Raw genomic sequence first — 25731 nt, 5'->3', positions numbered from 1 at the left:
AGTTATATCAATTAGTTACATCATTCTTTTATCCCATTAAGAAAGGCTAGTTAGTAAATATGAGAAATAACCAACCAATAATTAATGAAGAATATCAAGTCCCTCAAGGAATTCACCTTGTATCAAAAACAGATTTAGCTGGCAACATTATTGAATGTAACGATGCATTTGAAGCGGCTAGCGGCTTTACTCGAAACGAACTGATAGGACAACCCCACAACATTATCCGTCATCCCGATGTTCCACCAGCAGTATTTAAGGATTTGTGGAAAACGCTCAAAGAAGGCCTAACGTGGACTCAACTGGTAAAAAACCGACGCAAAAATGGTGGATTTTATTGGGTACTTGCACAGGCGACACCTCTTTTTTCAAATGGCAAAATTACCGGTTACATGTCCGTTCGATCTGCCATAAATGAAGAGCAAAAACGTGCTGCAACGCAAGCCTACAAAGATATTGCTTCAGGAAAAGCGCATATTTACTATGGCCAAATTCATTACGGCATCAACTGGAATAAATTCAATATTTTCGCCGGCATTAAACTGTCTATTCTTCTCCCTGCTATAGCAGTAGTTGGATTTCTTCCAATATTCGCTACTAAGTTTTTTGACGCACATTTCGCATTTGAATATTCTGGCCTAGCCTTCTTATTTATCTCACTTATTTGGTTTGGATTTAAACAAGAACGTAACTATGCCAAATTCACGAACCAACTACTACAACTCGCTAGTGGGGAAATATTAAATTCACCTAACATTAACCCAAAATCCTCTTCGGCAAGATTAATTAAAAGCATGGAATCCGTTTCTCTTGCTTACATGGCAAGCTGCGAAGATGCTGCCTATCAGGTTGATAAAGCACGTCAAATGCAATTGGTTCTAGACAAAACCAATAGCAATGTGATGATGGCTGATAAGAATTACAACATCACCTATATGAATGAGCGACTCAAAAGTCTTTTTGAAGAGAAATATGACCAAATCAAATCAGAATTCCCCAATTTTGATGTCAAAACACTCATCGGCTCCAATATCGACATTTTCCATAAACATCCTGAACATAACCGTGCCATGCTAGACAAAATGACGGATGAAATGAAAGCTAACATTTCTATCAACGGCCTTAGTTTCGAATTACACGTTATGGCGATGAATGATCGCACTGGCGAACGTATAGGAACCATTGTCGAGTGGGTAGATCGCACGCAAGACGTCATTATCATTCAAGAAGTTAAGCACACCATTGATTTAATGAAGTCCGGTATTCTTGACCAAAGAATAGATGTTTCAAAAATATCAGGCGTTACCCGAGAGGTAAGTGAGTCTATCAATGAACTGATTGATGCTTTGGAAACGCCAATTAATCAAGCAATCAAAGTCGCTACCGATATGGCAGAGGGTACATTAAACCACCATATCGAAACCAAAGCACATGGGCGTTTTGCATTACTACAAGATGCTTTAAATGTTGCCGTAGACAACCTTGGATCTTTAATTGGTCAGACCAAAAACGCCATCAACAGCGTCAAGGGGAGCGCACTAGAAATCAGTAATTCAAGTATTGAACTTAATGATCGTACGCAACAGCAAGCTGCCTCTATTGAAGAAACCGCTGCCAGCATGGAGCAGATGACATCTACAGTCAAACAAAATGCAGACAATGCTATGGAAGCCAGTAGAGTCACAAAAGATAGCGCTCGACAAGCGGGTAACGGAGTCAGCGTAATGGAAAGTGCCATCGAAGCAATGGAACAAATCCATGCATCCAGCCACAAAATCAATGACATTATCGGCTTAATAGACAATATTGCCTTCCAAACCAACCTACTGGCACTTAACGCTGCTGTTGAAGCGGCAAGAGCTGGAGAGCATGGACGGGGCTTTGCAGTAGTTGCGGGAGAAGTACGAAGTCTAGCTGGCAAATCCGCTGACGCAGCCAAAGACATCCGTAAGTTAATTGAAGATACCGTACAAAAAGTGTCCGAAGGAACACAGAACGTCAAAAACTCTGGTGACTCTCTAACAGAAATTGTAGATTCGATTCATAAAGTAAATCATATTATTGAAGAGATTGCCGCTTCAAGCCATGAGCAATCTGAAGGCGTTGATCAAGTCAATTTGGCAATTACCAATATTGATGGCGCAGTACAACAAAATGCTGCTCTGGTTGAAGAATCCACTGCTACGTCAGAACAACTAGGCAATATGGCTGAAGCGATGGATCATACGATTTCAGCATTTTCGATTGGTGACTTTATGTCTCATCTTTATACACCTGCTGAAACCATGGGATTCGACTTCTCTAATGCTCGCCGTGGACATAGACAATGGCGAGTCAAAGTCAGAGCTTATATCAACCATGTTGATATTGACTTTGACCGTCAAACTGCGGCAGATGGTAGAGCATGCGCACTAGGGCATTTTCTATATGGACCGGGCAAAGCGGTAAGTCATCTTGCAAGCTACAGTTCTCTTGAACAGGCACATGCTGACTTGCATGCATTTATCGGTTCAGTCTTAGACTTAGTTGATATTGGAGATATTGAAAAAGCCAATCTAGAAATGGATAAACTCGAAGCCATGAGCTTAGATGTCATTGACAAAATCACCGCGCTTGAAAAAGACATTGCTATGGGGGGTGCAAGTGTGGAGCATAGCGCACCACAGTCAAACATGAAATCTATTGATTCTAGCTCACCTGCTACATCAAAGCATGGCACAGAAAAACTTCCGGGCTCATTGACTGAGCAACCAAAATCTAGCGTGCAAACACCAAAGCCCTACAAATCTGAAATTAATCAAAATGATGAGTGGGGGGAGTTTTAAAAACATTCTTATATCATCTATTGCCGTTGGTCAAAAGTCTTTAAATAAGGCTTTTGACCTCATAATTTACAGCATAAAACCTTACTCTAAATTTTCATCTTTTCTAAAGATACACTTTCACTTCAAACAACAATACCTTAGATTTTTCAGCTTAATTTTGCCCTAAGCCCTGCTTTTGCTAACACCCAAATACCTAGTAAAATGATGTACAAAACACCATTTATATGATGAACTGCAAAACCATATAACCCACTAGATGGGCTTGCATGACCGATGTCCATCACGAATATCGATGTCACAGTACAGCAAAACTCGGCATTAACTGAAGAGTCTGTCGAAACTGCAGATCGCTTAGGAAATATGGCAGATGCTATGTAGGAATAGATACTCACCATACTTCACCATAAAAACCTGCTACAAAAACTGTTTCAGCGCAGGCAAATTCGGTAAAATCCTCTACTGAGAAGTCTAAAGTAGCGGTAACACACCAACAAGCCTCTGCAAGCAGCCAAAATCACATTAGCTTGCAAACACCAGCACCTTCAAACCCTAATAGAGGTGAAGGTGACGAATGGGGTGAGTTTTAGAAACGTGCCATTGAGTACGGTGTTAACCGCTAAATACATATAGGGAGCGGTTAGCAAATGAACACTAACATCAAAATTGGATTTATCGGTTCGGGAAATATGGCCTTAAGCCTTATTAAAGGGCTTTTAGCCAGTGGATTCCCAGCCAGCAACATTATTGCTACGGATCCAAGTGAAGCCAAAAGACAATCCATATCCCAAACACTCGGCATAGGCTGTTTAGAAGACAACACGACGGCTGTTGCAGAATCGGACATCATTGTATTAGCGGTTAAACCTCAAATATTGCAAAGTGTTTGTGAAGAAACACGTGATGCCGCACAACAAAAACAGCCCTTATTCATTTCAATAGCTGCTGGCATTCGCTCTACCGACATTACTCGCTGGCTAGGCGGCGATATAGCCGTTGTCCGCACTATGCCAAACACTCCCTCCATGATTCAAAGCGGTGCAACCGGTCTTTATGCAAACGAGTTTGTCTCTTCTGAACAAAAAAACCAGGCTGAAAACATTCTTCGCGCTGTTGGTATCACCGTTTGGGTCAATACCGAAAGTGACTTAGACACGGTTACCGCTGTATCCGGCTCTGGACCAGCCTACTTTTTCTTGTTTATGGAAGCAATGGAACAAGCCGCTCAAGGTATGGGGCTAAGTGAACAAACTGCTCGTATTTTAACCATTCAAACCGCATTTGGCGCTGCAAAAATGGCTCTTGAAAGCACGGATGACTGTGCACAGTTAAGACAAAATGTTACCTCACCAAATGGCACCACCGAAAAGGCTATACAATCATTTGAAAGCAATCATCTTCAGGACATTATTGCAGAGGCTATGATGTGTGCTAAACTTCGTGCAGAAACGCTGGCGGACGAACTTTCAGACTGCCCCCCAAATAAAAAACTAGAACAACGATAAACACACGTATTAGCAAAACGCGTACACGGAGAAAATTATGTCACCACTAAGTCAGGGCGGATTATTCTTAATTCAGTTCGCCGCAGGATTGATCGTCTTTCTACTCATCCTGCGATTTATGCTTAGAGCTGCACATGTTGACTGGCGCCACCCTATTGTTACCTTCATTGCAAAAGTAACCAACCCTCTTTGTGCGCCCATCAACAAATTACTAGCTGTTCGAGGGCGATGGGATTGGAGTGCACTCCTAACGGCTCTAGTTATCGAAGCCATATCAGCCTACTTATTAGGCTGGTTAGCAGGACAAAACTTTAGCCTCCTACTTATTACTATTTATAGCATTACCGAAATCCTAAACCAACTGCTTGATATGATGTTTTGGATTATCATTATTCAAGCTGTTCTTAGCTGGATAGTGCATGGTTACAATCCGAATGTAGCGATTTTTTATCAACTGGCAGAACCCATTCTTCGCCCCTTCCAAAAAGTCGTTCCTCCAATAAGTGGACTGGATCTTTCTCCTATCGTGGCGATTTTAGTTATCAAGCTCATTCAAATTGTCGTTGTCGGTTCTATTGCACAGCTTGGACAAGGATTAGTTGTTTAATGCGCATGGCGAATCGAGTAAAATAGCGCACATGAATTCGGTCGGTATTGTTCACTCTCAAACTTTGCATATTTCCACACCTTTAAACATGGTGTGCGGTTCAGTATTACCTGAATACGACCTTGCTTTCGAAACCTATGGCGAGCTGAACGATGATCACTCTAATGCCATCTTAATTTGTCATGCACTGAGTGGACATCAGCATGTAGCTGGTTTTCACGAAGGTGACAAAGACGCTGGCTGGTGGGATAGCTACATTGGCCCTGGTAAAGTTATTGATACCGATAGGTTTTTTGTCGTTTGTTCGAACAACCTTGGCGGTTGCCATGGTTCATCCGGCCCAACTTCGATCAATCCAGAAACTGGACAGGTTTATGGTCCTGATTTTCCAATTGTTACCTGTAAAGACTGGGTTAATAGCCAAAATGAGTTACGTAAATATCTAAAGATTGAAGCTTGGGCAGCGATCATCGGTGGTTCTATGGGCGGCATGCAAGTCATGCAGTGGGCTATCGACTATCCAGACAAAATAAAACATGCTGTTGTCATCGCATCCGCCCCCAAACTTTCCGCTCAAAACATCGCCTTTAACGAAGTGGCGCGCCGCGCAATCATGACTGATCCAGACTTTCTAGATGGGCGTTTTATCGAAAAGAATACCACACCAAAACGTGGTTTAGCCTTAGCCAGAATGTTAGGACACTTAACCTATTTATCAGATGACTTGATGGGCACCAAGTTTGGACGCGAACTGCGAGAAGGCAAGCTGAATTATAACTACGAAGTTGAATTCCAAGTAGAGAGCTACTTACGCTATCAAGGTGAAAAGTTTGCCACCAAGCAAAACTTTGACGCTAATACCTACTTGCTAATGACGAAAGCACTAGACTATTTTGACCCAGCCTCAGAGTATGACAACGACCTAACCAAAGCGCTCTCTCACGCTAAAGCAAAGTTTTTAGTTATTTCTTTTACGACTGATTGGCGCTTCGCACCAGAACGCTCTCATGAGATTGTTAAAGCTTTATTAGATAACGATGCCGATGTCAGCTATGCAGAAATTGAATCTAAGCACGGTCACGATGCTTTCTTACTGCCCAACCCTCATTATGAGAATGTTTTCAGAGCTTATCTAAATCAAGTAGTATGTAGAGATATTGCACCTGTTCCAGAGGAGAGTCAGCATGTTTGATACTGAACTATCCCCTGAATTTAACTTAATTTCTAAGTGGATAAGTCCTGATTCACGCGTGCTCGACTTAGGTTGCGGAGATGGGCAGCTGTTGAGTTATTTAAAGGCTTCTCGCAACACGACTGGTTACGGCATGGAAATAGATCCACAAAAAAACATCCAGGCAATTGCTGCAGGCATTAATGTTATTCAAAGCAACCTCAACAGCCATGATATAGATGTCTACTTTGATGAAGATTCATTTGACTATGTCATTATGACCCAAGCACTGCAAGTTGTTAGGCGTCCCGATATTTTATTGGAAAAAATGCTAACAGTAGGAAAAGAAAGCATCATCACCTTTCCAAACTTTGGTCACTGGAAAAACCGTGCTCAATTGCTTTGGGGAGGCCGCATGCCTCAAAACGATGCTTTGCCTAACACTTGGTACGATACGCCGAATATTCACTTGTGTACTTTTAAAGACTTTGAAGACTTATGTGCAGAAAAACACATCCAAGTCGTTGATAGAGCTGTGGTCAACCGTTATCATGAATCAAGCGTATTAATGAAGCTTGCCCCTAATCTTTTAGGTGAAGTCGCAATTTACCGTGTAAAAAAGAAATAAAACTTCAAACATCCATTTGAAAGCATTACTAATACATGCTTGAATAAAGAGAAATTTTGCATACTTATTGCTTAAGTCAAAAAGTTGTTTAACTTGAGAGCTAACTCACTGCATGAAAACTTGGTTTTTAAAACATAATTCTCGTCGGTACTTCCGCTTAGACATGCCGGTTAGAGTATTTATTGCGCCAAGCTCTCCCATTAAAGACCGAGAAATTTATGCAACCGGAATTGACTACTTCCCTCCTACTATTAAAAAACTGATCGCGCAACAAAAACGCGACACCCTTTATTGGCTTGAGCGAGTACAAGATCAAAAAGTTCTGGTAACCGAACTCTTTATGGAAGTTATCGCCTGCATTGAATTCTTCGGACAAAGCTCTGAAAAAATGTCAAAAGGGATTAACCCGCGTTTAGACCCACCTACCTGGTTATCCCTAGAGCAAAGAAAACTCGGTTTTACCAAAATCAATGCACTAAAAGATTCCTCACCTAAAACCTATACCTACTTCAAACATATTGAAGCAAAGTACCTAGTCTTTCTCAAGGCTATGGTAAACAGCATTGAAAACTCAACGGACCAGCACTTTGAAGCTGAACAACACTTACCTTATAACTTCAAAATAGATGAAATTTTAGAACATTTCCAAAAAGAACAATTTGAGAAAATTCCTTTGGTGCAATCGATTGCTGCACTTTGTGGTTTCATGGGAACTTACTTGGAAGCTTATCGTCAAATGAACGATGACAATGTTCTTCGAACCTTTCCAGAGCAATGGCCTTCTGTACAGGGAAATATAAGTGCTTGCGGCCTGGCCATGTTATTTACCAAACGCTTTAAAGACTTTGAACGGGTTGATGTATTCTTTTATTTTCCTGAAGAAAAGCGTACGTTAAAATTTGATGGTACTGTCGTCGACATTCGCAGTATTAATGATCAGTATAAAGAACGTATCGCTGTAAACTTCGACTTTCCTAATGGAAAAGATCAAGATTTTTTGCAGCACAAGATTCAACAGTTCGAACTTGATGAATGTCTTAGCTATGAGTTTTAAAGGGAATTAAATGCCAGGTACTAACCATTCTATGGAAACGGGGTTTCTTGATACCTTGCCCAACATGCTTAGACCCGCTGCGGCAGACTTACTGCAATACTATCGATTAAAACAACTCATCGAGATGCGTAAAGAAGGCCCCTATCCTGAACTCACTCAACGCTTCCAACTAACAACAGCACAATGGTTTAAAGCCCTCGATGCTGTCATCCTAACAAAAGTAACCTATTTTGAGCTCTTTCCAGGGATGAAAACTGAGCATATTAAATTGCTGTTAAAGGCCATTGGGTTGGCTATGAATGAACCAGGAATAACCATTAGTGAGTTGCTAAAACGTTCTGAAAACCGCTACATGTATTTCGAAGAATGGTTACGTAAACTCGTTGAAATCAATCGCGTAAAAATCGCTCTCGCACAACAAAACCGCAAAAAAAGTCAGCATCAATAAAGTTAAACGAGCGCTAAATCTAATTCCATAGCATGCTGAAGCTCAGTATACTGGATAAAATAGGTAATTTTCTGCGCGTTCTCCAAGCTCAAAAAGTCGAACTCAACCAGTAAATCATTCTTTGGCTCATCTTCATTTACTCGCTTTACAGGGCGACAAGCTACGAGCTTACCTCGACAGATTAAAATATCGTGCTTTAAATGCATAAAAACATCCAACACCGAAAATCTCGGAAACTCGTCATCCGTTTTAGCTCGAAAGCCCCCTGCGGACAAGTTGACATGACGAACCGGCCAATTGTCTGGATCGGAGATTATTTCACGGCTTTCTTTTAAACGGATAAACACAGTTTCTAAAAGATGCAATTTTTCGATAATAATCAGAAAAACTTTTGCGGCTGCAACACCTTGCTCACTTAAAGTATCGAGATTGGTAACAAACAACTTAGGATCAAACAAGGGCTGTACTTTCCTAGGGAAAAGAAAAATCTTGCCTTCAATATTGTTTTGAACTGACTCTAAAAGCTCCGCAATATGCACATTAATACATACGTTCATCCCTTCAATCAAGGTTTTAACCTTTGATGTTTCTTTAATAACAGGGAAATGAAGTTTTTTATTTTCGCGGATACGAAACTTATATTCTGATTGACTCGAAGGATCTTTATTTGAAATTAATTTATCCAACAACCAAGCCATAAAATCTATACGATGATTCAAGACGTGAAAAATTTGTAATACGTTTGATTCAACACCAAATATTTTTTCTAGGTAGCTGTTAATTTGATCATCTAAATTCGATAAATGATTTTCTTCCGCCTCAGACATCAGTTGCGAGCGACTGACCGGGTTTAAAATATCGAACTCTTCCACTTTTTCAAAGTAGATAGGTATATCAACATCGTACCGAAAAAAACGTCTACTATTAGCCATACACCACCTAAGTAAAACTTACTAGTTTCTATTTAACCCTGTATCGGCAGTTAAGAACAAGTCCAAATGCTTCCAATTCTTATTTTTACACAAAAAAATACAAAATCTGCCAGGCTGGGTGTCTATGCAAACACTCGGGTTAAATAACTACCTTTCTTAAAAACAAACTAAGCTGCCTTAACTCCTCATAGCAAACTTGATGCGCCATAGGGTAAGTATTCCATTCAACATCCAAGCCTAATTCTTCCAGTGTTTTTCTCGAAGCCTCCGCTGCACTAAGTGGGCAAATAGGATCAACCTCACCATGCGCATAAAAAACTGGCAATGTGTTTGCGTTTTTATACTGCAAAACGTCGGGGCCATCTTTTGGATCGGGGAAATAAGTAGACAAAGCCATGACTCCCGCTAAACGCGCTGGAAAAGTTAAAGCGGCATACAAAGCAACCACACCACCTTGAGAGAAACCCGCCAATAAAATCTTTTCATGGGGGATTCCCTTTGCCAACTGTTCATCAATCATACGATGCACGCTGGCCACACTTTGTTCAATCCCCTGCCAATCAGTCTCTATCAGTAAATTGGGATGACTAATATCATACCAAGCCGTCATTGGACTCCCCATATTAACGGTCACCGGCTGCACAGGCGCTGTTGGGAATACAAAGCGAATCGCTGCCTCTTCTGGCAAGTCCAACTGAGGCAACACTCCTTCAAAGTCATGCCCATCCGCCCCCAAACCGTGCAACCAAATCACACACGCTTCTGGAGCCTTACTCCCTACTTCTACAACAATTGGCGCAACAGTATCAGAATAGGTATTCAACATAAAAATCTCTTTGATAAATCAGGAAAAACACTTCAAAGAGCCCAGTTATTTCTTAATTGGTTTCTTATAAGTTCCTGATAAGTTTTCTGGGTTATTTGCTAAAATAACTCCCATTTTAAAACAGTTAACGGCGCAACACGTAAACACTATGAAACATTCTTCGCACAATGGTCGTTTTTTTCTGACTCAGTCGATACGACTTTGGGTACTTTTGGTTGGCGTTTCCGTTGCTGTGAGCATAAGTGGCTGCGGGCGGAAAGCTCCGCTTTATATTCCGACGGATGCTCAAAAAACACAAATGAAAAAAGAAAAAGCTGAGCGCGACGCCATACTCAAAGCAAGAGAGGAACGTGCACAAAAAGCAGCCGAAACTGATACGCCGACTGAAGACACGTCGAACAAATAACACAGGAATTTTTATGAGCTTTCAAGCCTTCCAATATCGCAATAACGCACTTCACGCAGAAGAAGTTGCATTAGCCGAGCTGGCACATAACTATGGTACGCCACTGTATGTCTATTCTCGCAAAGCATTTGAAACAAGCTGGCGTGAGTTTGATGAAGCCTTCGGCACACAACCTCACCTAGTTTGCTATTCGGTGAAAACCAACTCAAACCTGGCAGTATTAAACGTGCTGGCGAAACTGGGCTCCGGTTTTGATATCGTGTCACAAGGTGAATTAGAGCGTGTGCTCAAAGCTGGTGGCGACGCAAAAAAAGTTGTGTTCTCCGGCGTGTCCAAAAAGCATTCCGAAATCCGTCGTGCTTTGGAAGTAGGCATTCGTTGTTTCAACATAGAATCCCACGCTGAACTGGATCGTATTCAAGAAGTGGCAGCATCCATGGACAAAATCGCATCGATTTCCGTGCGCGTCAACCCAGATGTTGATGCAAAAACCCACCCTTACATTTCTACAGGCTTGAAAGACAATAAATTCGGTGTCGATATCAATACTGCACCTGCTCTGTATGCCAAAGCGCAGTCGCTATCGCACATTTCCATTCAAGGGATTGATTGCCACATCGGTTCTCAGTTGACTGAAGTCGCGCCTTTTGTCGATGCGCTGGAGCGCGTTCTGCAACTAAAATCCGACTTGGCTGCACAAGGTATCGAAATCCACCACCTAGACTTAGGCGGCGGACTAGGGATTCAATACACCGATGAACAACCACCAGAAATCGCAACCTACATTCAGGCTTTGCTGACGAAATTGAATGACTCAAGCATTGAAATCATTATCGAACCCGGCCGTGCCATCGCCGGTAACGCTGGCGTATTGCTAACAGAAGTGGAATACCTAAAACCGACTGACCACAAAAACTTTGCCATTATCGATGCTGCCATGAATGACTTGATTCGCCCGGCACTTTATCAATCTCACCATCATATCCAAGCGGTCACACCTAGAACGGACGGCGAAGATTGCAGCTGGGACTTGGTAGGCCCGGTTTGTGAAACTGGAGATTTTCTTGGCAAAAACCGCACACTGAATTTAAAAGCAGGCGATTACTTAGCAGTGATGTCTTCTGGAGCCTATGGCTTCACCATGAGCTCTAATTACAATACACGCCCTCGTGCAGCGGAAATCATGGTTGATGGCGACAAGGCCTTCGAAATTCGTCCTCGTGAGACTTACGAAGACCTAATGGGAACGGAAAAGCTACTGCCTTAAAACACAAAAATCTGCCAGGCTGGGTAATCACAGATAGGCCAGCCTGGCAGATTTTAATCAACTCAATTTCAATGTGGTTATTTTAAAGTTGCCCAGAGATGGATACGGCCCAACTGCTCAGATGTTGGCAATGCATTTTGCAACTGACGTACGCAAACAACCTCCTTGCTTTGCTCATTAAACAAAAAGCCGACCACTTCATCCTCAAGCGTAAAGGCATAAAGCGAGAACTCTGCGTCTTGCTCGCTCACTTTATCTGACCAATCCACAACCCAAGCGTGCCCTTGCTGTTCAGTTAATGCCAACCACTCTTCTTTTGAAACCAATTGTTGCGGTGTGTCCGATAATGTTAATGTCGGTAACGGCTCATCTTGCATCAGGGTTTTCAGCCAACTTTGGTAAAGCTGCTCGACCTCAACCAAATAGCGTGTGTTCGCGATCTTATCAACTTCACTTTTCGGCAGTTGCAGGTAATCGGCCAATTGATAGGCATCTTCAAGTAAAGCCACCATGCTTTGGCATTGCATAGGGCGACAAGGCATAGAAGCCAAAGCCAAGTGCAAACGACAACCGATCATATCCGGGAAACGCGCAGCCAGAGACAACGCCATTGAATTGACTCTCGGTAACGCCTGCAAAGCATCTAAACGTTTTTCATCCAACAAACAAACATCAACTTGTTCAGCAATTTGTTCATTCACCTGTCTCAAACGCAATTTTTTCAAGAAACGGAATGTCTCGACCTTGCCCGGCCAACCTACCTGCTCAACCAACTGAGTACGCTTGTCATTCAACATAGACACAATATCGCTCTCAGATAAATGAGAGCTCACCAAACGCCAAGCCAACACCGGAGAGTGGTCGAGCAACTCAAGTAGCTGCGGATAACGCCCAACATAATGTAAAAGCTTGAGCTGATAAGAAGGAAATAGCGCACAACTTTCTTTAACCCAAGAAGGAATCTGTTTCTGCCAAGCAGAGAGTTGAGGGTGGGCAGACGGTGCTAACAAAGAGAAATGCCGTGGATATTCTGGAATAGAGTCAGAACTCAGCATCATTTTATCCCAACTAGGAATCGCCAACACACCATGCTCAGGTAAAATTTTTCTGCAATCCACCCACAACTGCTGCTCTTCTTCATCCCAGAAGCAGTTTTGCATGATTTTTTTCAACATCAAATCTGATGCTAAATGGTGTGCGTGGCTATTCATTTGCTAAGTATCCATTCCAAAACGGGAACCGCTTTTAAAACCTTGGAACAAGCTGTACTCGTACAAAGATCCTTTTAACTACTTTACCAACTTTTGCTCACTTTGAAGAAGAAGGTTTTTAAATATTCTGTTTCCGCAATAGCAGGATGAATAGGATGATCTGGTCCTTGATGCCCTTGATCAAACATTTGCAATTGTCGATCAATATGACGAGACGCGGTTAGTACCTGGTTTAACAAACCATCTCGAGACATATGATGTGAGCACGAAGCAGAGATCAAAACCCCTTCATTTTCAACAAGACGCATCGCTAATTCATTTATGCGACGATAACCATCCGAACCTGATTTTAAGTCTTTCTTACGTTTCACAAAGGCTGGTGGATCAACAATCACCACGTCAAATTTTTGTGCTTCACTAGCAAGCATTTTTAAGACATCAAACGCATTGCCTTCGTAAGTCGTCAGTTTGTCAGCAACACCATTTAACGCTGCATTTTTTTCAACACCGTCTAATGCCGCAGATGATGCATCTACACAAACAATTTCTGTTGCTCCCGCAATCGCAGCTTCAATTCCCCAGCCGCCAAGATAACTAAAGACATCCAACACACGTTTACCTTTAACAAGAGACTGCATTCGTTTTCTTGCCATGCGATGGTCATAGAACCAGCCGGTTTTCTGACCTGTCGTCACAGGGATATCAAACCGTGCGCCATTTTCTTCAATCTCAATACTTTCAGGCAAAGAACCCAATGCAGTTTCTTCATAAAGGGTCAAACCTTCTAATTCACGGCTTGGTGAATCATTTCGGTAGACCAATGCTTGTGGATGAAAAAGATTTTCAATTGTTAACGTTATTTCATCTTTTACAACTTCCATGCCTGCTGTTGTGATTTGCGCAACAAAAACATCACCGAATCGGTCAATTACCAAACCTGGCAAACCATCTGACTCTCCAAAGACTAGGCGATAGTAAGGTGCATCAAAATTCAGCTCTCGCAAGGCTAGAGCAGCTTGAATACGCTTCTTTAGAAATGCTTGGTTAAACACCACTTTTGATGAACGGCTAAGCAGTCGCCCACAAATCAAAGTATTCGGGTTTACATAAGCCACTCCAATAGCTTTGCCATTAGACGCTTCAACCGTTACCGTTTGCCCAGGTTCAAATGACTTTAAAGGCGACGCTTGTGTATCTACTTCATTGCTGTAAATCCACAGGTGGCCTTGTTTTAAACGACGTTCTTCGTTTTTCTTCAACTTTAATACTGGGCGTTCAACTGGTGAGCTCATTATTTTTTTCCTACGAAATAATTTGTTTAGAAGAGAAAAGTGGAGGGGTATGTATTAGCTGTAGTCAATTAAACGCGCATATTCTTCATCAGATAAAAATTCTTCAAGTTCATTTTTATCGGAAGGCGCCATTTTAATAAGCCAACCACCATCATAGGGTTCATAATTGATTAGCCCAGGAGACTCTAGAAGCTCTTCATTGATTTCAACCACTTCGCCACTAAAAGGCGCAAAAACCTCAAAGTGATTGCGCTCTGCCGCCAAAGACATCAATGCAGAAGCTTGGGTAACTTCACACCCCTCTTCCGGCAAAAAGACCTCGATAACATCGCCTAAAGTCTCTTGTGCAAAATCAGTCAAACCGATTGTTACGTACCCTTCTTCATCCACCCACAACCAAAGATGGGTATCAGTATAAAGATAGTGATTTGGTAAAATACTCATGCAAATAATGTCCCTAAAGAATCAGGCGTATGCTAACAGATTGCTGAAGAAAAGCCTAATAGGCAGGCACAAGGCATTATGAAAAAGATGTAAGTCTAGCTGGAAATAACTTCAACACGGTTTCGGCCATTACCTTTTGCTTGATACAAAGCAATGTCCGAACGTTTGTACAGCGTAGAGGCATTATCCCAACGGTTTAACTTAGTGACCCCTAAACTGACCGTTACCGCTCTAGGTACATCAGAATAAGGAATTTCTTGGACTGATTTTCTTAAACGTTCAGCAGTTACAGTGGCATCTTCCAGGTCAGTTTCTGGCATTAAAATACAGAACTCTTCACCACCAACACGACACAACTTATCTGTATCTCTTAAGCTGCGAGCAACCTCTTTCGTTAAACGAATCAATACATTGTCTCCAATATCATGACCAAAATCATCATTAACACTTTTGAAATGATCAACATCAAAAGAAATCATCGAAAAAGGTACTTGATAACGGTGTGCGCGCTTAATTTCTTCTTCCAAAGCCTCATTAAAGTAATGTCGATTATAAACACCCGTTAACTCATCATGAATAATCAAGTGCTCCAACTCTTCTTTATAATGAACCTCTTCAGTGATATCTGTCAGCAACACACTAACATAGTCACTTCCAATACGATTATTAATCGAGTTGACCTTCACCTTGAATGTTCTAACACCATCTTTGGTTTCCAACTTTGCCAACAAAGTCTTGTGGTCGTCCTGCAACAAATATTCATACCACACAATACCATCAACATAACGAGTTAAATAACCTTCCTCTTCGATTAGAATGCTACTCAAACAATCATATTGATCATTAAAGGCTTCTACGGAGTTAACATCTTCAAATAGGTTAAAAAACTGTCTATTAGCTTGAACAACTTTGTGACGATCGGTTACATAAATAATTTCGGAAGACTCATCGAAAATTTGGTAAAAAAAGTGGCGTTCAAGATCAGACTTTTTCTTAAAGTAAAACAACAACATCGAGAGCAATAAAAATAATACGGTCCCTGCCATTGCCAATGTGTAGTTTTTATACAACTGATGGGTATTCGTCAAATCAATAACTTGCATCGGCTTAAAGCTAACCCAAACCGCTATCTTTTCACCCAGAATATTCTTTAATGGTGTCGCAATCACTAGCTTGCCATCAATAACTTCATGGTTCTTTGAGTGAAAGATCTTATCAGCACCATAATTCGAAATCAGTTGCAAAATGCTATTTGGCACACCCGCATTGGCCACATAATAACCACCTATAAATTGCCCAGTACGAGCCTTAGTGAGCTGATTTTTGTATCGTTTATCTACCAAAACTACTGACTCAACACCGCTGCCAGACTGTAAGTCTCTGTCAATAGAATCGACTTGAGAAATAACATCCAAAATTCCCAATAATTTACCGTTACGGTCAAAAATGGGGGCGAGTGATTTAAATGTCAGCGAGAACTTCCCCACACTAAAATTATTGATTTTTCTTGGGTTACGCAAAACATCAGCAATGTCTTTACGGATCATCGATAAATTATCACCCGAAGCTTTTGTCCAGCTTCGACCAATACTCACCCCTTTGGTATCAATAACTTGAATCCAAATCGACTTATAATCCGTGTGTAAAGCCAGTTCATCTGTAAATTTTTTGAGTCTCTGATGCAAGTCAGCAGGGCGTGTTTTTAGGACAGTTCGAAAATCCATCGAATTGGAAAGTGCAATCGCCAACACTTGCGTTGTCGCTTGTTTTTGACGTACTAAATTACCGATGGTTTCATGCAGATAACCTTCATACTGATTAATTTCATTTTTTTCGGCTAACGTAATTTGTGAATTGAAAAATGTGTTTAAGAAAAACACCGAAGACAGGAGCACAACGACAGCCACAAGCACAAAACGACGAGTAAATTCATCCCAATTTAATATCAAGTCTCCACCCCAAAAATTTTATTTTATTATTATGACTTTCTATAAATGTGCGTAACGGGTAATTTAATCGGAATAAGTAAAAAAGTCCATTTTATTTATTTTATAAACAAAAAAACCCGGTATAAAACCGGGTTTTAAAATATGGTGGCTACACCGTAATTCAAGACAAACGTCTACCTCTTTGTTTTATTTTCTATACTTATCTACAGCTAATACCGTAATAAATACCGCCAAAAATATTTTTGCTCCCTAATTAAAAAAATAAAAAAGCCCGCAAATGCGGGCTATATAAATTCAATATTTTCTTAAAATCACTTTTTTCTTTCAGAAAAGGTTTTTTTAATCAGGATTTTGGTTGTTTCATTTGCATTATCAAACTTAACTTTCTGTTTGAACACGTCATAACCAACTTCACTCATCAACACAGCCAAGCTGGAATCAACAAATGAAGGAGTCAAGTTCTTATTTGCTAAATCAAAAACTAAACACTCGTGTTCTTTCATTTTTTTTCTTAAAAACCTGCGAGCTTCCTCTCCTGCTTCACGAGAAGCTAATTGAGGAAAAACTTCAGGGAAAACAACCTTAAAACATGTCATCGTATTCATCATCTTCCTCCGAAGGCCAAGATTCATAAACAGGCAGAGAATCAAGAGGTTGGTCAAGATTCCATTCTAGAATTACAACTGTGCCATCCCATCTAGATTTTAAACCAAATGTACGAGAAACGCCAGCACATGATTCAAACCCTTCATCGCCAGAAATCACCAATAATTTACCACAATTTAAATCAATAACCCCTTTTGCTAAAGCTAAACCATAACCGGAATGCCCTTTACCTAACTTTCCTGACACACCAAATTCCGTTGCCATTTGACATGCATTATCGTAATTTAACCTTTCCAAAAGGTCTTCGTTTTGACCTAAAGCACATCTAATACCAATACCTGTATCGGCAATACATAACTGACCTTTATTACCACCTTCCCATGTTTGAACACAAGCCAGCCCAAACAAATCTTCTGATCTTTCAGCATGTCTATAACAGTTATCAAGTAACTCTGAAATTACAGTACCAAAATCATTTGAACAACCGTCTTCATAATGATGAGCTGCAATCACCTCAAATGCCTTAGATACCTCATCAATATCTTTGACATCTTCAATCGACCTAACTGGAATCAAACTGAAACGTCGATCATTCTCATTAACTTGATAAGGGGGCTCTAACCCGGCAGCTTCCCATAAATGCATTCTTGTTGCATAGCTTTGTATCTGACCCGGTAAGTCAATCACATCTATGCCATGTTTTTTTATCGCTAAAGCAAGAGTTACCAAGTGAAATGGCCTAAGAAAATCGGGAGCTTTTTCACCGTCAAATTGACCAGAAGTAGACATTCTTTTTAAAATAGACAGCCAATAATTAACAGAATGAGGGTTTATAAATTGCATAGAATTCCTTTAAAGAACAAATTAAAATCCACAGACAAAAATATAAAAACATCTTTGCTACTCAATAACTCATATTTAGCTACACCTTCTTTTTAAGACGCGTTGAAAATATCTAAAATTTTCTTTTTATTCTTAAATAACAGTGTTTCAGCCAGTTTCTGATAAGTAACATCTACAGAGTGCTTACTCCACTCCGAATCCGTTTTATATTTCAAACTAAGCATATCTTTATTAAAAAAAACATGTGCGTATCTATCCAATTCGTCAGCAAATGTAAAAAAATCATTTTTTATAATCACGCCGACTACTTGAAGGGCGTCATCTGATGCATTTCCTGAGTACTCATTCAAATGCACTAAATAATCCATAAATAAGCTTATTTCTCGCTTTATGTCAGAAGATAACCACCTGTCAAATAGGTTTTGAACTCTAGAAAATTCTGATAAGAAGTCTCCAAAGTTTTTTCTACTAAAGAGGGCTAGAGGACATCTTTTAAGCTCACCACCATCTGTTACCCCGCCTAGTTGAACTGTCGTTCTCATTACACCAATAAAGTTGATTAATTCTTCATGGGCTTCTGTCTTCCTATCTAATACTTTCTCGACTAGGCGTAGTTTTGTTTGTTTTGTTATAGAAACATAACCAATAAGACCTGTAAGCAATGAACCAAGAATCGCACCGGAAAGAGCAAAAATCGCACTTGAGTTTTTTAACAAAAAGTCTTCCACATTGACCACCATTAATATTAGCTAGATGAAACACCACCCGTTTTTATTGCCTCACAAACTCTTCCCTATTCCTGATTTCATTAGTTTTCAGAAAGTGTTCATAATCATCAATCCACACTTCTGCTGCGCTAGAGCTTATACCATGCTTTTCCAAAAGTTTTCTAATTTGATATGGTGTTGGAGGAAGCCAATTATCAAAATCCAATAGATCTTGTAACTCCCTGCCAGCATTCTTTTGAGAATCAGAAATTTCTGCGTTAACAATACTTGGGTGAGGTCTTTCTTCTAAGGCGTTTCTTATAGCCCTATGATAGATAACAGTAATACCTTTTTTCCACGACTCTTCCGCAGTGGAAATTTGTTCATCTGACACATTAATATTTTTCAATTCATCAATGACTTTATCATGAATTTCTAGCTTTTTCTCAAGCGTCATATTTCCCATAAAAGCTGTTGCTATCAAATTAGTAAGCTCTGCTTCTGCTATAGTCACAGAAACCTTTCTGAGCTGTTCTATAGTAGCTGAAGCCTCTTCTATTTTTTCTCTCATCTTTGCTTTTACTGGACCAAGAGACAGTTCAGCGATTCTCTCAAGTTTAGAAGCAAAAACAACAAAAGCTCCGCATGCAGCTGAAAGCCAACCGGCCGACACACTTTCAAAGCATATACTTAAAATAAAGGGAACAGTTAGTGTAAATAAAACACCTATCCAAAATAACACTTAAAACTTCCTCAAAATATTGAATACCTATCGCATATTAAACCTTCATTCGATAAATAGCACAATAAAATGACTGGGGCAGCTGCCCCAACGTTTTTTTAAACAATTTCCAAAAATAATTCATTAACCTCCCCCAGAAGCTCCCCATAAACCGCAATCATTCGAGGGAGTTTTTTTGTTTCGTTAGACGGAAGAGTTTGCAATCAAATCGGTCAACATCTTATCCCTCCTCTTTCCTTTAGCTCAGAAAGTAAGGCGCTTACAAAGAACTGTTGCGAATTTCAGGCATAAAAAAACCCGGTATAAAACCGGGTTTTAAAATATGGTGGCTACACCGGGATTTGAACCTGGGACCCCATCATTATGAGTGATGTGCTCTAACCAGCTGAGCTATGTAGCCTAAAAGAAGATGCGTATTATAATTTGTTTATAAAACTTGTCAATTACTTGGCTGGATTTTCTTCGTATTTTATTCATAAAACTGCAAAATCTACCAGGCTGGGTATTTTTTAATTACCCCCAGACTGGCAGATTTTAATCAATTCACTGAATTTGAATTTTAGACATTGAAACGGAAATGCATCACATCCCCGTCTTGAACGATGTATTCTTTTCCTTCCAAACGCTGTTTACCGGCTGCTTTGGCTCCTGAGTCGCCTTTGTACTCGATGAAGTCGTTGTAGGCAGTCACTTCAGCACGGATGAAGCCTTTTTCGAAATCGGTATGAATTACTCCAGCAGCTTGTGGAGCCGTTGCGCCTTTTTTAACTGTCCAAGCGCGAACTTCTTTTACACCGGCAGTAAAGTAGGTTTGTAGGCCTAAAAGGTCATAAGCTGCGCGGATAACGCGATTTAACCCAGGTTCTTCTTGCCCCATTTCTGCTAGAAAGTCTGCTTTTTCTTCATCGTCCAGCTCTGTAAGTTGTTCTTCTATCTCGGCACAGATAGGCACAACAACAGCACCTTGCTCTGCTGCGATTTTTTGTACCGCATCAAGGTATGGGTTGTTTTCAAACCCGTCATCGTTGACGTTGGCGATATACATCATTGGCTTAACGGTTAGCAAATGTAATTCGCTCAATAACAAATTTTCGTCATCGTTCGTGTCAATTAGGCGAACCAACTTACCGTCTTCAACTTCTTTCAGTACACGTTCATAAACAGCCATTTTTGCTGATGCTGTTTTATCACCACTTTTGGCAATACGCTGTACTTTTTGAATAGCTTTTTCAAGAGATTCCATATCAGCAAACATCAATTCCATATTGATGATTTCAATATCGGCAACAGGATCAACTTTACCTGCAACGTGAACAATATCGTCATTTTCAAAACAACGAACCACTTGCACAATCGCATCGGTTTCACGAATATTTGCTAAGAATTTATTGCCAAGCCCTTCCCCCTTGGAAGCGCCTTCTACCAAACCTGCGATATCCATAAAATCAACGGTGGCCGATAGCACTCTTTCTGGGTTAACGATTTCAGCCAATGCATCTTCTCTAGCATCTGGAACTGGAACCACACCAATGTTGGGCTCAATGGTACAGAAAGGATAGTTAGCGGATTCAATACCGGCATTGGTCAGTGCATTAAACAATGTAGATTTACCAACATTAGGCAACCCGACAATCCCACATTTAATTCCCATTCTGTACTCCTAGAATTCTGAAAGTTATTTTGTTTCTGTATGCAGTTGATTCATTGCTTTTTCTGTATTGCCGGATAATAAATCGGGTAATACTCGCGTTGCCTGATAAATGGCTTCATCAATTTGCTGGTATTCTGTTTTTGAAGGTGCTTTAAGAACAAAGTCAACCACTTGGCTTTTATCACCAGGATGACCAATGCCTAGTCTTAGGCGCTGATACTCTTTTGTGCCTAATGCTGCAATGGTATCTCGCAAGCCATTATGCCCGCCATGACCACCGCCCTGCTTTAAGCGCGCGACACCTGGGGGTAAATCGAGTTCGTCATGCACCACCAAGATTTCTTCTGGTGTGATTTTGTAAAACTTTGCTAGAGCTTGTATAGACTGCCCACTTCTATTCATAAAAGTAGTCGGTTTGAGTAACCAAAAATCCAGTCCATTTTGTTGCACCCTAGCGGCTTCACCTAAAAATTTGGTTTCTGGACGAAATTGCACACCAAATTGTCTGGCAACTTCCTCCACAAACCAAAAACCCGCATTATGTCGGGTCTGTTCGTATTTCGTTCCCGGGTTACCGAGACCTACAATCAACTTAACAGAGGACATATGCGGGCTTTCAGATAGCTTTATAGGCGCTTATTAGCGTCTAACTTTACCAATACCTACTACAGCTTGGTCGTAGTCAGCACTACCATGCGTCAAAGCTGTTAGTACAACACCTGCTGGCATTTCTAATTGAGATAGACGTAGGCTTTCACCCGCTTCCATCTTAGAAACGTCAACAATGATTTTAGTAGGTAAGTCTTTAGTCAGACAACGTACTTCAACTGTACGCTGCATGAAAGACATCAAACCACCAATTTTTACACCAGGTGATTTTTCACGACCCTGGAAGTCCAACGGTACACGCTTAACGATGTTTGAACCGTCAGATGCTCTTTGGAAATCGATATGGGTGATAGAACCTGTTGCTGGGTGACGCTGTAGATCCTTGATAACACAAGTTTCATCTTCGCCAGCACCTTTAACAGTTAGTACTGAGTTGAACATATCGTTATTTTGTAGCGTACGCTCAACAGTGTTGCTTAAAAGTGCAATTGATTTTGCTTCTTTACCAGCACCATAAATAATTGCTGGGATTTTCCCCGCATGACGAAGGCGGCGGCTCGCACCTTTCCCTTCTTCAGTACGAAGTTCTGCAGTCCATGATTGGCTCATTGTTTTACTCCAAAAAAATTGAGAAAAATCCATTCTCAATATTATAAATACTCCACGCCCGCGACCAAGCATGGAAATGAAGGCGGTATTATACAGAAAATCGATAAAAATAATAGACTTAGAAACAAAAAAGCCTTGATTTTTTTATCAAGGCTTTTAAGGGCAAAACAAGCATGCAATACTTAACGAATCGGCATAATCTCAGATACGGACTCTTCTTGGTGAACACGACGAATTGTCTCACCTAGTACAGGTGCAATGGTTACCTGACGAATCTTATCGGAGTCAATCGCTGCAGCTGATAAAGGAATAGTATCCGTTACCACCAACTCTGTTAGTACAGAGTTGTTAATATTTTCTACCGCAGGCCCGGATAAAACAGCATGAACAACATAAGCTGAAACACTCTTCGCGCCATGTTCGATCAACGCCTGAGCTGCTTTACAAAGTGTTCCCGCAGTATCAACCATATCGTCAACCAAGATACAGTCACGACCTTCAACATCACCAATGATATTCATAATCTGGGCAACATTGGCTTTTGGACGACGCTTATCAATAATCGCCATATCACAACCCAAAGCCTTAGCAACTGCTCTTGCTCGGACAACACCGCCCATATCAGGTGAAACTACCATCATATCGTCTTCAACAATATGTTTAGAAGTACGCATGTCAGCAACCAGTGTCGGTGAACCATAGATATTATCTACAGGAATATCAAAGAAACCCTGAATCTGATCGGCATGAAGGTCAACCGTAATCACTCGATCCGCACCTGCAACGGTAATCATATCCGCAGCCAATCTAGCTGTAATCGGCACACGTGCTGAATGAGGACGACGATCTTGCCTAGCAAAACCGTAATAAGGTACAACCGCTGTAATTCGTTTGGCAGATGCACGCTTAAGCGCATCAATCATCACCAATAATTCCATTAAATTTACAGCAGGTTCTGGTGTACAGGTAGGTTGTAAAACGTAGACATCTTTCCCACGAACTGATTCATTGATTTGAACCATGATTTCGCCATCACTAAAACGACCGACATCAGCTTTACCCAGAGGGATCTCGATAGAAGATGAAATATTTTCTGCTAGACTTACGTTTGCATTTCCTGCAAACAATCGGACATTTTTATAAGCCATTCAAGGCGACTCCTAAAGGGTAGGACAAGGAAAAATGTTTGATGAATTCTGTAAGGAATAATGGCTGGGCTAGCAGGATTCGAACCTGCGCATGACTGGATCAAAACCAGTTGCCTTACCGCTTGGCTATAGCCCAACTATGTGTGTCATTAAAGACAGGAGCGTATTATCCACTTTATGAAATTCAAATCAAGGAATTTTTTAAAAAATAAACATTAAATCTATAAACAATAGTCCGTTCGGCCTATTTCTTTAACACCGTCATTAAACGTTGCAGTTCAATATTTCTTGGAAAGTGATGATGAAACTCATCCCAAAGCTTTTTAGCCTCGTCTTTCTTACCAAGCTTCAACTTAGCTTTAATTAAATGCATCAAGACTTCTCCATCTTTTTGCATTTCAAATGCTCGTTGCAAATCTGCTTCAGCACTTTGATAATTGCCTTGTTGATAGTATAACCAACCACGGCTATCTAAAATGTAGTATTCATTCGGAGCTATGGCCAATGCTTTTTTCAGCAACTTCCCTGCTTCATCTAAATTCGTTTTTCGTTCTACATAGAAATATGCCAATGCATTAAGTGTTTCGACATCTTCAGGGTCAACTTTTAAGGCATGTTTCAAATTAGACTCATACGCATCAAATTGCTTCATATTGTAATAAAGCATTGCTTGTGAAAGCAGCAACGTCACATTATCTGGCTCTAACTTCAACGCAGATGAGTAGGTTTTTATCGCTTGTTTCTTTTCTCCGGCCAATTTATAAAAAATGGCCTGTGCGCGATACAATTTGATTTGTTGCTCGTTATTACTCGCTTCAAGTTTATTTAGGTTTTCTATCGTTCGTTCTAAACCAATATAGGGAAAACGAATTTCTGCTATATGTAATTGTGCATCTAAAAAATAATCACTATTTTTGACTGAACGATAATATTTAATCGCCTCTGACTCTTTGCCTTGACCTTGATTGGCTAAGCCCAAATAGTAACTCGAAGTTGAACGGTATTCATGCAACTTTCTCAACTGCTTCAAGTTTTCAATCGCATCTTTGTAGTCTTTTCGTTCAAGCTGTAACAAGGCAACAGACAATCTTGATGTAAAAGCTTTAGGTTCGTGCTTCAATACTTTTAAATAGCGTTTCTCAGCATCAGAAAACCTTCCTGCTTTAACTTCCAAGCGGGCAAACTTTTCCTGTAACTCCCAATCATCTTCATTTTCGTCCAAATAAGGCTGAACTTTTTTCATCCCTAATTTTGGTTGGTCTGATTTTAAGTAAGCCGTTGCCAGCAACAGATAAATCTCTCTATCAACCTTTTCAGGTTCAATCGCATCAGGAGAAGTCTCTTTACTCTCACGCTGCTTTTTATATAAAGCTTCTGACTTTTCCAATACGGGTATTGCTTCTTCATAAGCACGGTAATTAACCGCGGCAATCCCTAATGCAAAATAAGCCGATGGCTCATTTGAATATGATGCTGCTAGTTTATTTAGAAATGCTAAACCTTTGTCTCGTTCAGCAGATTGACTCACTTTCAAACCCGTTTCTATCAATACAGATTCAAGCGGAGCATTAGATAAGGTTTTATAGTGCTGCCATTGGGATAAGGCGGTTTTCAAATCTCCCACTCGTACAGACATTAAATAAGATGCTTTCCAAGGCAGTGCTTTTCCCGGCTCTACTTTGCGCCACAAATTAGTCGCATCTTGAATGGCCTGTAAGTTAAACGTTGTCATAGACAATTGGAAAGCACGCTCAGCCAAACCAGGATCACGAGATTCTTCTGCTGCAGCATACATTAAAGGATAGGCTTCTGCTGCTTGATTACGTTTAATCAAGACCTCGGCCACCAGTACCTTATACATGACATCAGGTGGAAAATGACGATAGGCTATTTTGGGTTCAGCTTGCTTTGACTTACCAACATTTTGGTCGACTGACGAGACCGCATTTTCTTGCGATTGCTTAGTTTGTGAACCTGGTTTGACATTTTGAGTACAAGCAGACACCAAAACAAGCATTATGACGACAGACAAAAAGGATAAAATCGTCTTGAAAATCGAAGGGGAATTCTGCACAGAAATCTATCCATAAACTTGCAATTAGATGCATAATTTAGCAAAATTACGCCTCTTTAGCGCGTTATTTTTTCTTTTTTATTAAAAAGAGACCTTTAGACAAGATCAATAAACGGATTAAAAGTGGCTAAAATTTCCCGGTTTTTCATTAGAAACTTTATGGGTAGCAAGCTGTTTGAG

Annotated in this window: 24 protein-coding genes and 2 tRNA genes; 9 read left to right on the top strand and 17 right to left on the bottom strand. The window is 40.5% G+C overall.

What is annotated here, in order from left to right; genetic code table 11:
- Positions 1-59: 59 nt before the first annotated feature.
- From N745_RS0101750 to N745_RS0101715, 7 genes are all read left to right on the top strand, one after another.
- Positions 60-2825 (top strand): methyl-accepting chemotaxis protein, encoded by a 2766-nt coding sequence (locus N745_RS0101750; protein ID WP_024850423.1) that lies wholly within the window; start codon positions 60-62, stop codon positions 2823-2825.
- 644 nt (positions 2826-3469) lie between these two features.
- Positions 3470-4327, top strand: a complete 858-nt coding sequence (gene proC, locus N745_RS0101740; protein WP_024850422.1) for a pyrroline-5-carboxylate reductase — start codon at positions 3470-3472, stop codon at positions 4325-4327.
- A gap of 37 nt (positions 4328-4364) precedes the next feature.
- Positions 4365-4934: a YggT family protein gene (locus N745_RS0101735; protein WP_024850421.1), complete on the top strand. Its 570-nt coding sequence runs from the start codon at positions 4365-4367 to the stop codon at positions 4932-4934.
- Between the two features lie 31 nt (positions 4935-4965).
- Positions 4966-6126 carry a homoserine O-succinyltransferase MetX gene (gene metX, locus N745_RS0101730; RefSeq protein ID WP_024850420.1) on the top strand — a complete coding sequence of 387 codons (1161 nt, stop codon included), beginning with the start codon at positions 4966-4968 and terminating at the stop codon, positions 6124-6126.
- Positions 6119-6733: a methionine biosynthesis protein MetW gene (gene metW / locus N745_RS0101725; protein WP_024850419.1), complete on the top strand. Its 615-nt coding sequence runs from the start codon at positions 6119-6121 to the stop codon at positions 6731-6733. Before metX ends, metW begins: the two co-directional genes overlap by 8 nt.
- A gap of 112 nt (positions 6734-6845) precedes the next feature.
- Positions 6846-7787, top strand: a complete 942-nt coding sequence (locus tag N745_RS0101720) for a PilZ domain-containing protein (protein WP_024850418.1) — start codon at positions 6846-6848, stop codon at positions 7785-7787.
- Positions 7788-7797: 10 nt separating this feature from the next.
- Positions 7798-8235, top strand: a complete 438-nt coding sequence (locus N745_RS0101715; protein ID WP_024850417.1) for a hypothetical protein — start codon at positions 7798-7800, stop codon at positions 8233-8235.
- A gap of 2 nt (positions 8236-8237) precedes the next feature.
- Here N745_RS0101715 and N745_RS0101710 read toward each other — a convergent pair whose 3' ends face one another.
- Both N745_RS0101710 and N745_RS0101705 read right to left on the bottom strand, forming a co-directional pair.
- Positions 8238-9167, bottom strand: a complete 930-nt coding sequence (locus N745_RS0101710; RefSeq protein ID WP_024850416.1) for a PilZ domain-containing protein — start codon at positions 9165-9167, stop codon at positions 8238-8240.
- 139 nt (positions 9168-9306) lie between these two features.
- Positions 9307-9993, bottom strand: coding sequence for an alpha/beta hydrolase (locus N745_RS0101705; RefSeq protein WP_024850415.1), 687 nt, complete (start codon positions 9991-9993; stop codon positions 9307-9309).
- 148 nt (positions 9994-10141) lie between these two features.
- On the opposite strand from N745_RS0101705, the gene lptM reads away from it, so the two are divergent.
- Together lptM and lysA are read left to right on the top strand one after the other, a co-directional pair.
- A complete protein-coding gene (gene lptM / locus N745_RS12695; RefSeq protein WP_024850414.1) occupies positions 10142-10399 on the top strand; it encodes an LPS translocon maturation chaperone LptM in 258 nt (85 codons plus the stop codon).
- 13 nt (positions 10400-10412) lie between these two features.
- Positions 10413-11666 carry a diaminopimelate decarboxylase gene (lysA, locus tag N745_RS0101695; RefSeq protein WP_024850413.1) on the top strand — a complete coding sequence of 418 codons (1254 nt, stop codon included), beginning with the start codon at positions 10413-10415 and terminating at the stop codon, positions 11664-11666.
- Positions 11667-11743: 77 nt separating this feature from the next.
- On the opposite strand, the gene N745_RS0101690 is transcribed toward lysA, so the two are convergent.
- The 15 genes from N745_RS0101690 to N745_RS0101620 form a co-directional block, all read right to left on the bottom strand.
- Complete coding sequence (locus N745_RS0101690) at positions 11744-12877, bottom strand: hypothetical protein (protein WP_024850412.1); 1134 nt, start codon at positions 12875-12877, stop codon at positions 11744-11746.
- Between the two features lie 83 nt (positions 12878-12960).
- Positions 12961-14169 (bottom strand): class I SAM-dependent rRNA methyltransferase, encoded by a 1209-nt coding sequence (locus N745_RS0101685; RefSeq protein WP_024850411.1) that lies wholly within the window; start codon positions 14167-14169, stop codon positions 12961-12963.
- Positions 14170-14223: 54 nt separating this feature from the next.
- Positions 14224-14613 carry a glycine cleavage system protein H gene (locus N745_RS0101680; protein WP_024850410.1) on the bottom strand — a complete coding sequence of 130 codons (390 nt, stop codon included), beginning with the start codon at positions 14611-14613 and terminating at the stop codon, positions 14224-14226.
- A gap of 95 nt (positions 14614-14708) precedes the next feature.
- Complete coding sequence (locus N745_RS12165) at positions 14709-16562, bottom strand: sensor domain-containing diguanylate cyclase (RefSeq protein ID WP_024850409.1); 1854 nt, start codon at positions 16560-16562, stop codon at positions 14709-14711.
- A gap of 311 nt (positions 16563-16873) precedes the next feature.
- The gene (locus tag N745_RS0101670) at positions 16874-17170 is read right to left on the bottom strand and encodes a DUF4325 domain-containing protein (RefSeq protein ID WP_157833730.1); all 297 of its coding nucleotides are present in this window, start codon (positions 17168-17170) and stop codon (positions 16874-16876) included.
- On the bottom strand, positions 17145-18011 hold the full coding sequence (locus N745_RS0101665) for an ATP-binding protein (protein WP_024850407.1): 867 nt from the start codon (positions 18009-18011) through the stop codon (positions 17145-17147). The genes N745_RS0101670 and N745_RS0101665 overlap by 26 nt, the downstream gene beginning before the upstream one ends.
- A gap of 92 nt (positions 18012-18103) precedes the next feature.
- Entirely contained in the window at positions 18104-18727 is a 624-nt protein-coding gene (locus N745_RS0101660; protein WP_169729903.1) for a hypothetical protein, read from the bottom strand.
- Between the two features lie 55 nt (positions 18728-18782).
- Positions 18783-19460, bottom strand: coding sequence for a hypothetical protein (locus N745_RS0101655; RefSeq protein WP_024850405.1), 678 nt, complete (start codon positions 19458-19460; stop codon positions 18783-18785).
- Positions 19461-19783: 323 nt separating this feature from the next.
- A tRNA-Met gene (locus N745_RS0101650) sits at positions 19784-19860 on the bottom strand.
- Positions 19861-20019: 159 nt separating this feature from the next.
- Positions 20020-21111 carry a redox-regulated ATPase YchF gene (gene ychF, locus N745_RS0101645; protein ID WP_024850404.1) on the bottom strand — a complete coding sequence of 364 codons (1092 nt, stop codon included), beginning with the start codon at positions 21109-21111 and terminating at the stop codon, positions 20020-20022.
- Positions 21112-21135: 24 nt separating this feature from the next.
- Positions 21136-21717 (bottom strand): aminoacyl-tRNA hydrolase, encoded by a 582-nt coding sequence (gene pth / locus N745_RS0101640; RefSeq protein ID WP_024850403.1) that lies wholly within the window; start codon positions 21715-21717, stop codon positions 21136-21138.
- A gap of 33 nt (positions 21718-21750) precedes the next feature.
- Complete coding sequence (locus N745_RS0101635) at positions 21751-22329, bottom strand: 50S ribosomal protein L25/general stress protein Ctc (protein WP_024850402.1); 579 nt, start codon at positions 22327-22329, stop codon at positions 21751-21753.
- A 182-nt stretch (positions 22330-22511) separates the two neighbouring features.
- Complete coding sequence (locus N745_RS0101630) at positions 22512-23477, bottom strand: ribose-phosphate pyrophosphokinase (RefSeq protein WP_024850401.1); 966 nt, start codon at positions 23475-23477, stop codon at positions 22512-22514.
- 61 nt (positions 23478-23538) lie between these two features.
- Positions 23539-23613, bottom strand: a tRNA-Gln gene (locus tag N745_RS0101625).
- Positions 23614-23721: 108 nt separating this feature from the next.
- Entirely contained in the window at positions 23722-25551 is a 1830-nt protein-coding gene (locus N745_RS0101620) for a tetratricopeptide repeat protein (protein ID WP_157833728.1), read from the bottom strand.
- Positions 25552-25731 lie beyond the last annotated feature (180 nt).

Origin of the sequence: Hydrogenovibrio kuenenii DSM 12350, from assembly GCF_000526715.1 — a bacterium.
Taxonomy (GTDB): Bacteria; Pseudomonadota; Gammaproteobacteria; order Thiomicrospirales; family Thiomicrospiraceae; genus Hydrogenovibrio; species Hydrogenovibrio kuenenii.
This window is presented reverse-complemented; position numbering and strand designations above follow the sequence as displayed.

Excerpts from the sequence above, each read along its gene's own strand:
- N745_RS0101750 (WP_024850423.1), top strand. The coding sequence starts at position 60 with ATGAGAAATAACCAACCAATAATTAATGAAGAATATCAAGTCCCTCAA.
- proC (WP_024850422.1), top strand. The coding sequence starts at position 3,470 with ATGAACACTAACATCAAAATTGGATTTATCGGTTCGGGAAATATGGCC.
- N745_RS0101735 (WP_024850421.1), top strand. The coding sequence starts at position 4,365 with ATGTCACCACTAAGTCAGGGCGGATTATTCTTAATTCAGTTCGCCGCA.
- metX (WP_024850420.1), top strand. The coding sequence starts at position 4,966 with ATGAATTCGGTCGGTATTGTTCACTCTCAAACTTTGCATATTTCCACA.
- metW (WP_024850419.1), top strand. The coding sequence starts at position 6,119 with ATGTTTGATACTGAACTATCCCCTGAATTTAACTTAATTTCTAAGTGG.
- N745_RS0101720 (WP_024850418.1), top strand. The coding sequence starts at position 6,846 with ATGAAAACTTGGTTTTTAAAACATAATTCTCGTCGGTACTTCCGCTTA.
- N745_RS0101715 (WP_024850417.1), top strand. The coding sequence starts at position 7,798 with ATGCCAGGTACTAACCATTCTATGGAAACGGGGTTTCTTGATACCTTG.
- N745_RS0101710 (WP_024850416.1), bottom strand. The coding sequence starts at position 9,167 with ATGGCTAATAGTAGACGTTTTTTTCGGTACGATGTTGATATACCTATC.
- N745_RS0101705 (WP_024850415.1), bottom strand. The coding sequence starts at position 9,993 with ATGTTGAATACCTATTCTGATACTGTTGCGCCAATTGTTGTAGAAGTA.
- lptM (WP_024850414.1), top strand. The coding sequence starts at position 10,142 with ATGAAACATTCTTCGCACAATGGTCGTTTTTTTCTGACTCAGTCGATA.
- lysA (WP_024850413.1), top strand. The coding sequence starts at position 10,413 with ATGAGCTTTCAAGCCTTCCAATATCGCAATAACGCACTTCACGCAGAA.
- N745_RS0101690 (WP_024850412.1), bottom strand. The coding sequence starts at position 12,877 with ATGAATAGCCACGCACACCATTTAGCATCAGATTTGATGTTGAAAAAA.
- N745_RS0101685 (WP_024850411.1), bottom strand. The coding sequence starts at position 14,169 with ATGAGCTCACCAGTTGAACGCCCAGTATTAAAGTTGAAGAAAAACGAA.
- N745_RS0101680 (WP_024850410.1), bottom strand. The coding sequence starts at position 14,613 with ATGAGTATTTTACCAAATCACTATCTTTATACTGATACCCATCTTTGG.
- N745_RS0101670 (WP_157833730.1), bottom strand. The coding sequence starts at position 17,170 with ATGATGAATACGATGACATGTTTTAAGGTTGTTTTCCCTGAAGTTTTT.
- N745_RS0101665 (WP_024850407.1), bottom strand. The coding sequence starts at position 18,011 with ATGCAATTTATAAACCCTCATTCTGTTAATTATTGGCTGTCTATTTTA.
- ychF (WP_024850404.1), bottom strand. The coding sequence starts at position 21,111 with ATGGGAATTAAATGTGGGATTGTCGGGTTGCCTAATGTTGGTAAATCT.
- pth (WP_024850403.1), bottom strand. The coding sequence starts at position 21,717 with ATGTCCTCTGTTAAGTTGATTGTAGGTCTCGGTAACCCGGGAACGAAA.
- N745_RS0101635 (WP_024850402.1), bottom strand. The coding sequence starts at position 22,329 with ATGAGCCAATCATGGACTGCAGAACTTCGTACTGAAGAAGGGAAAGGT.
- N745_RS0101630 (WP_024850401.1), bottom strand. The coding sequence starts at position 23,477 with ATGGCTTATAAAAATGTCCGATTGTTTGCAGGAAATGCAAACGTAAGT.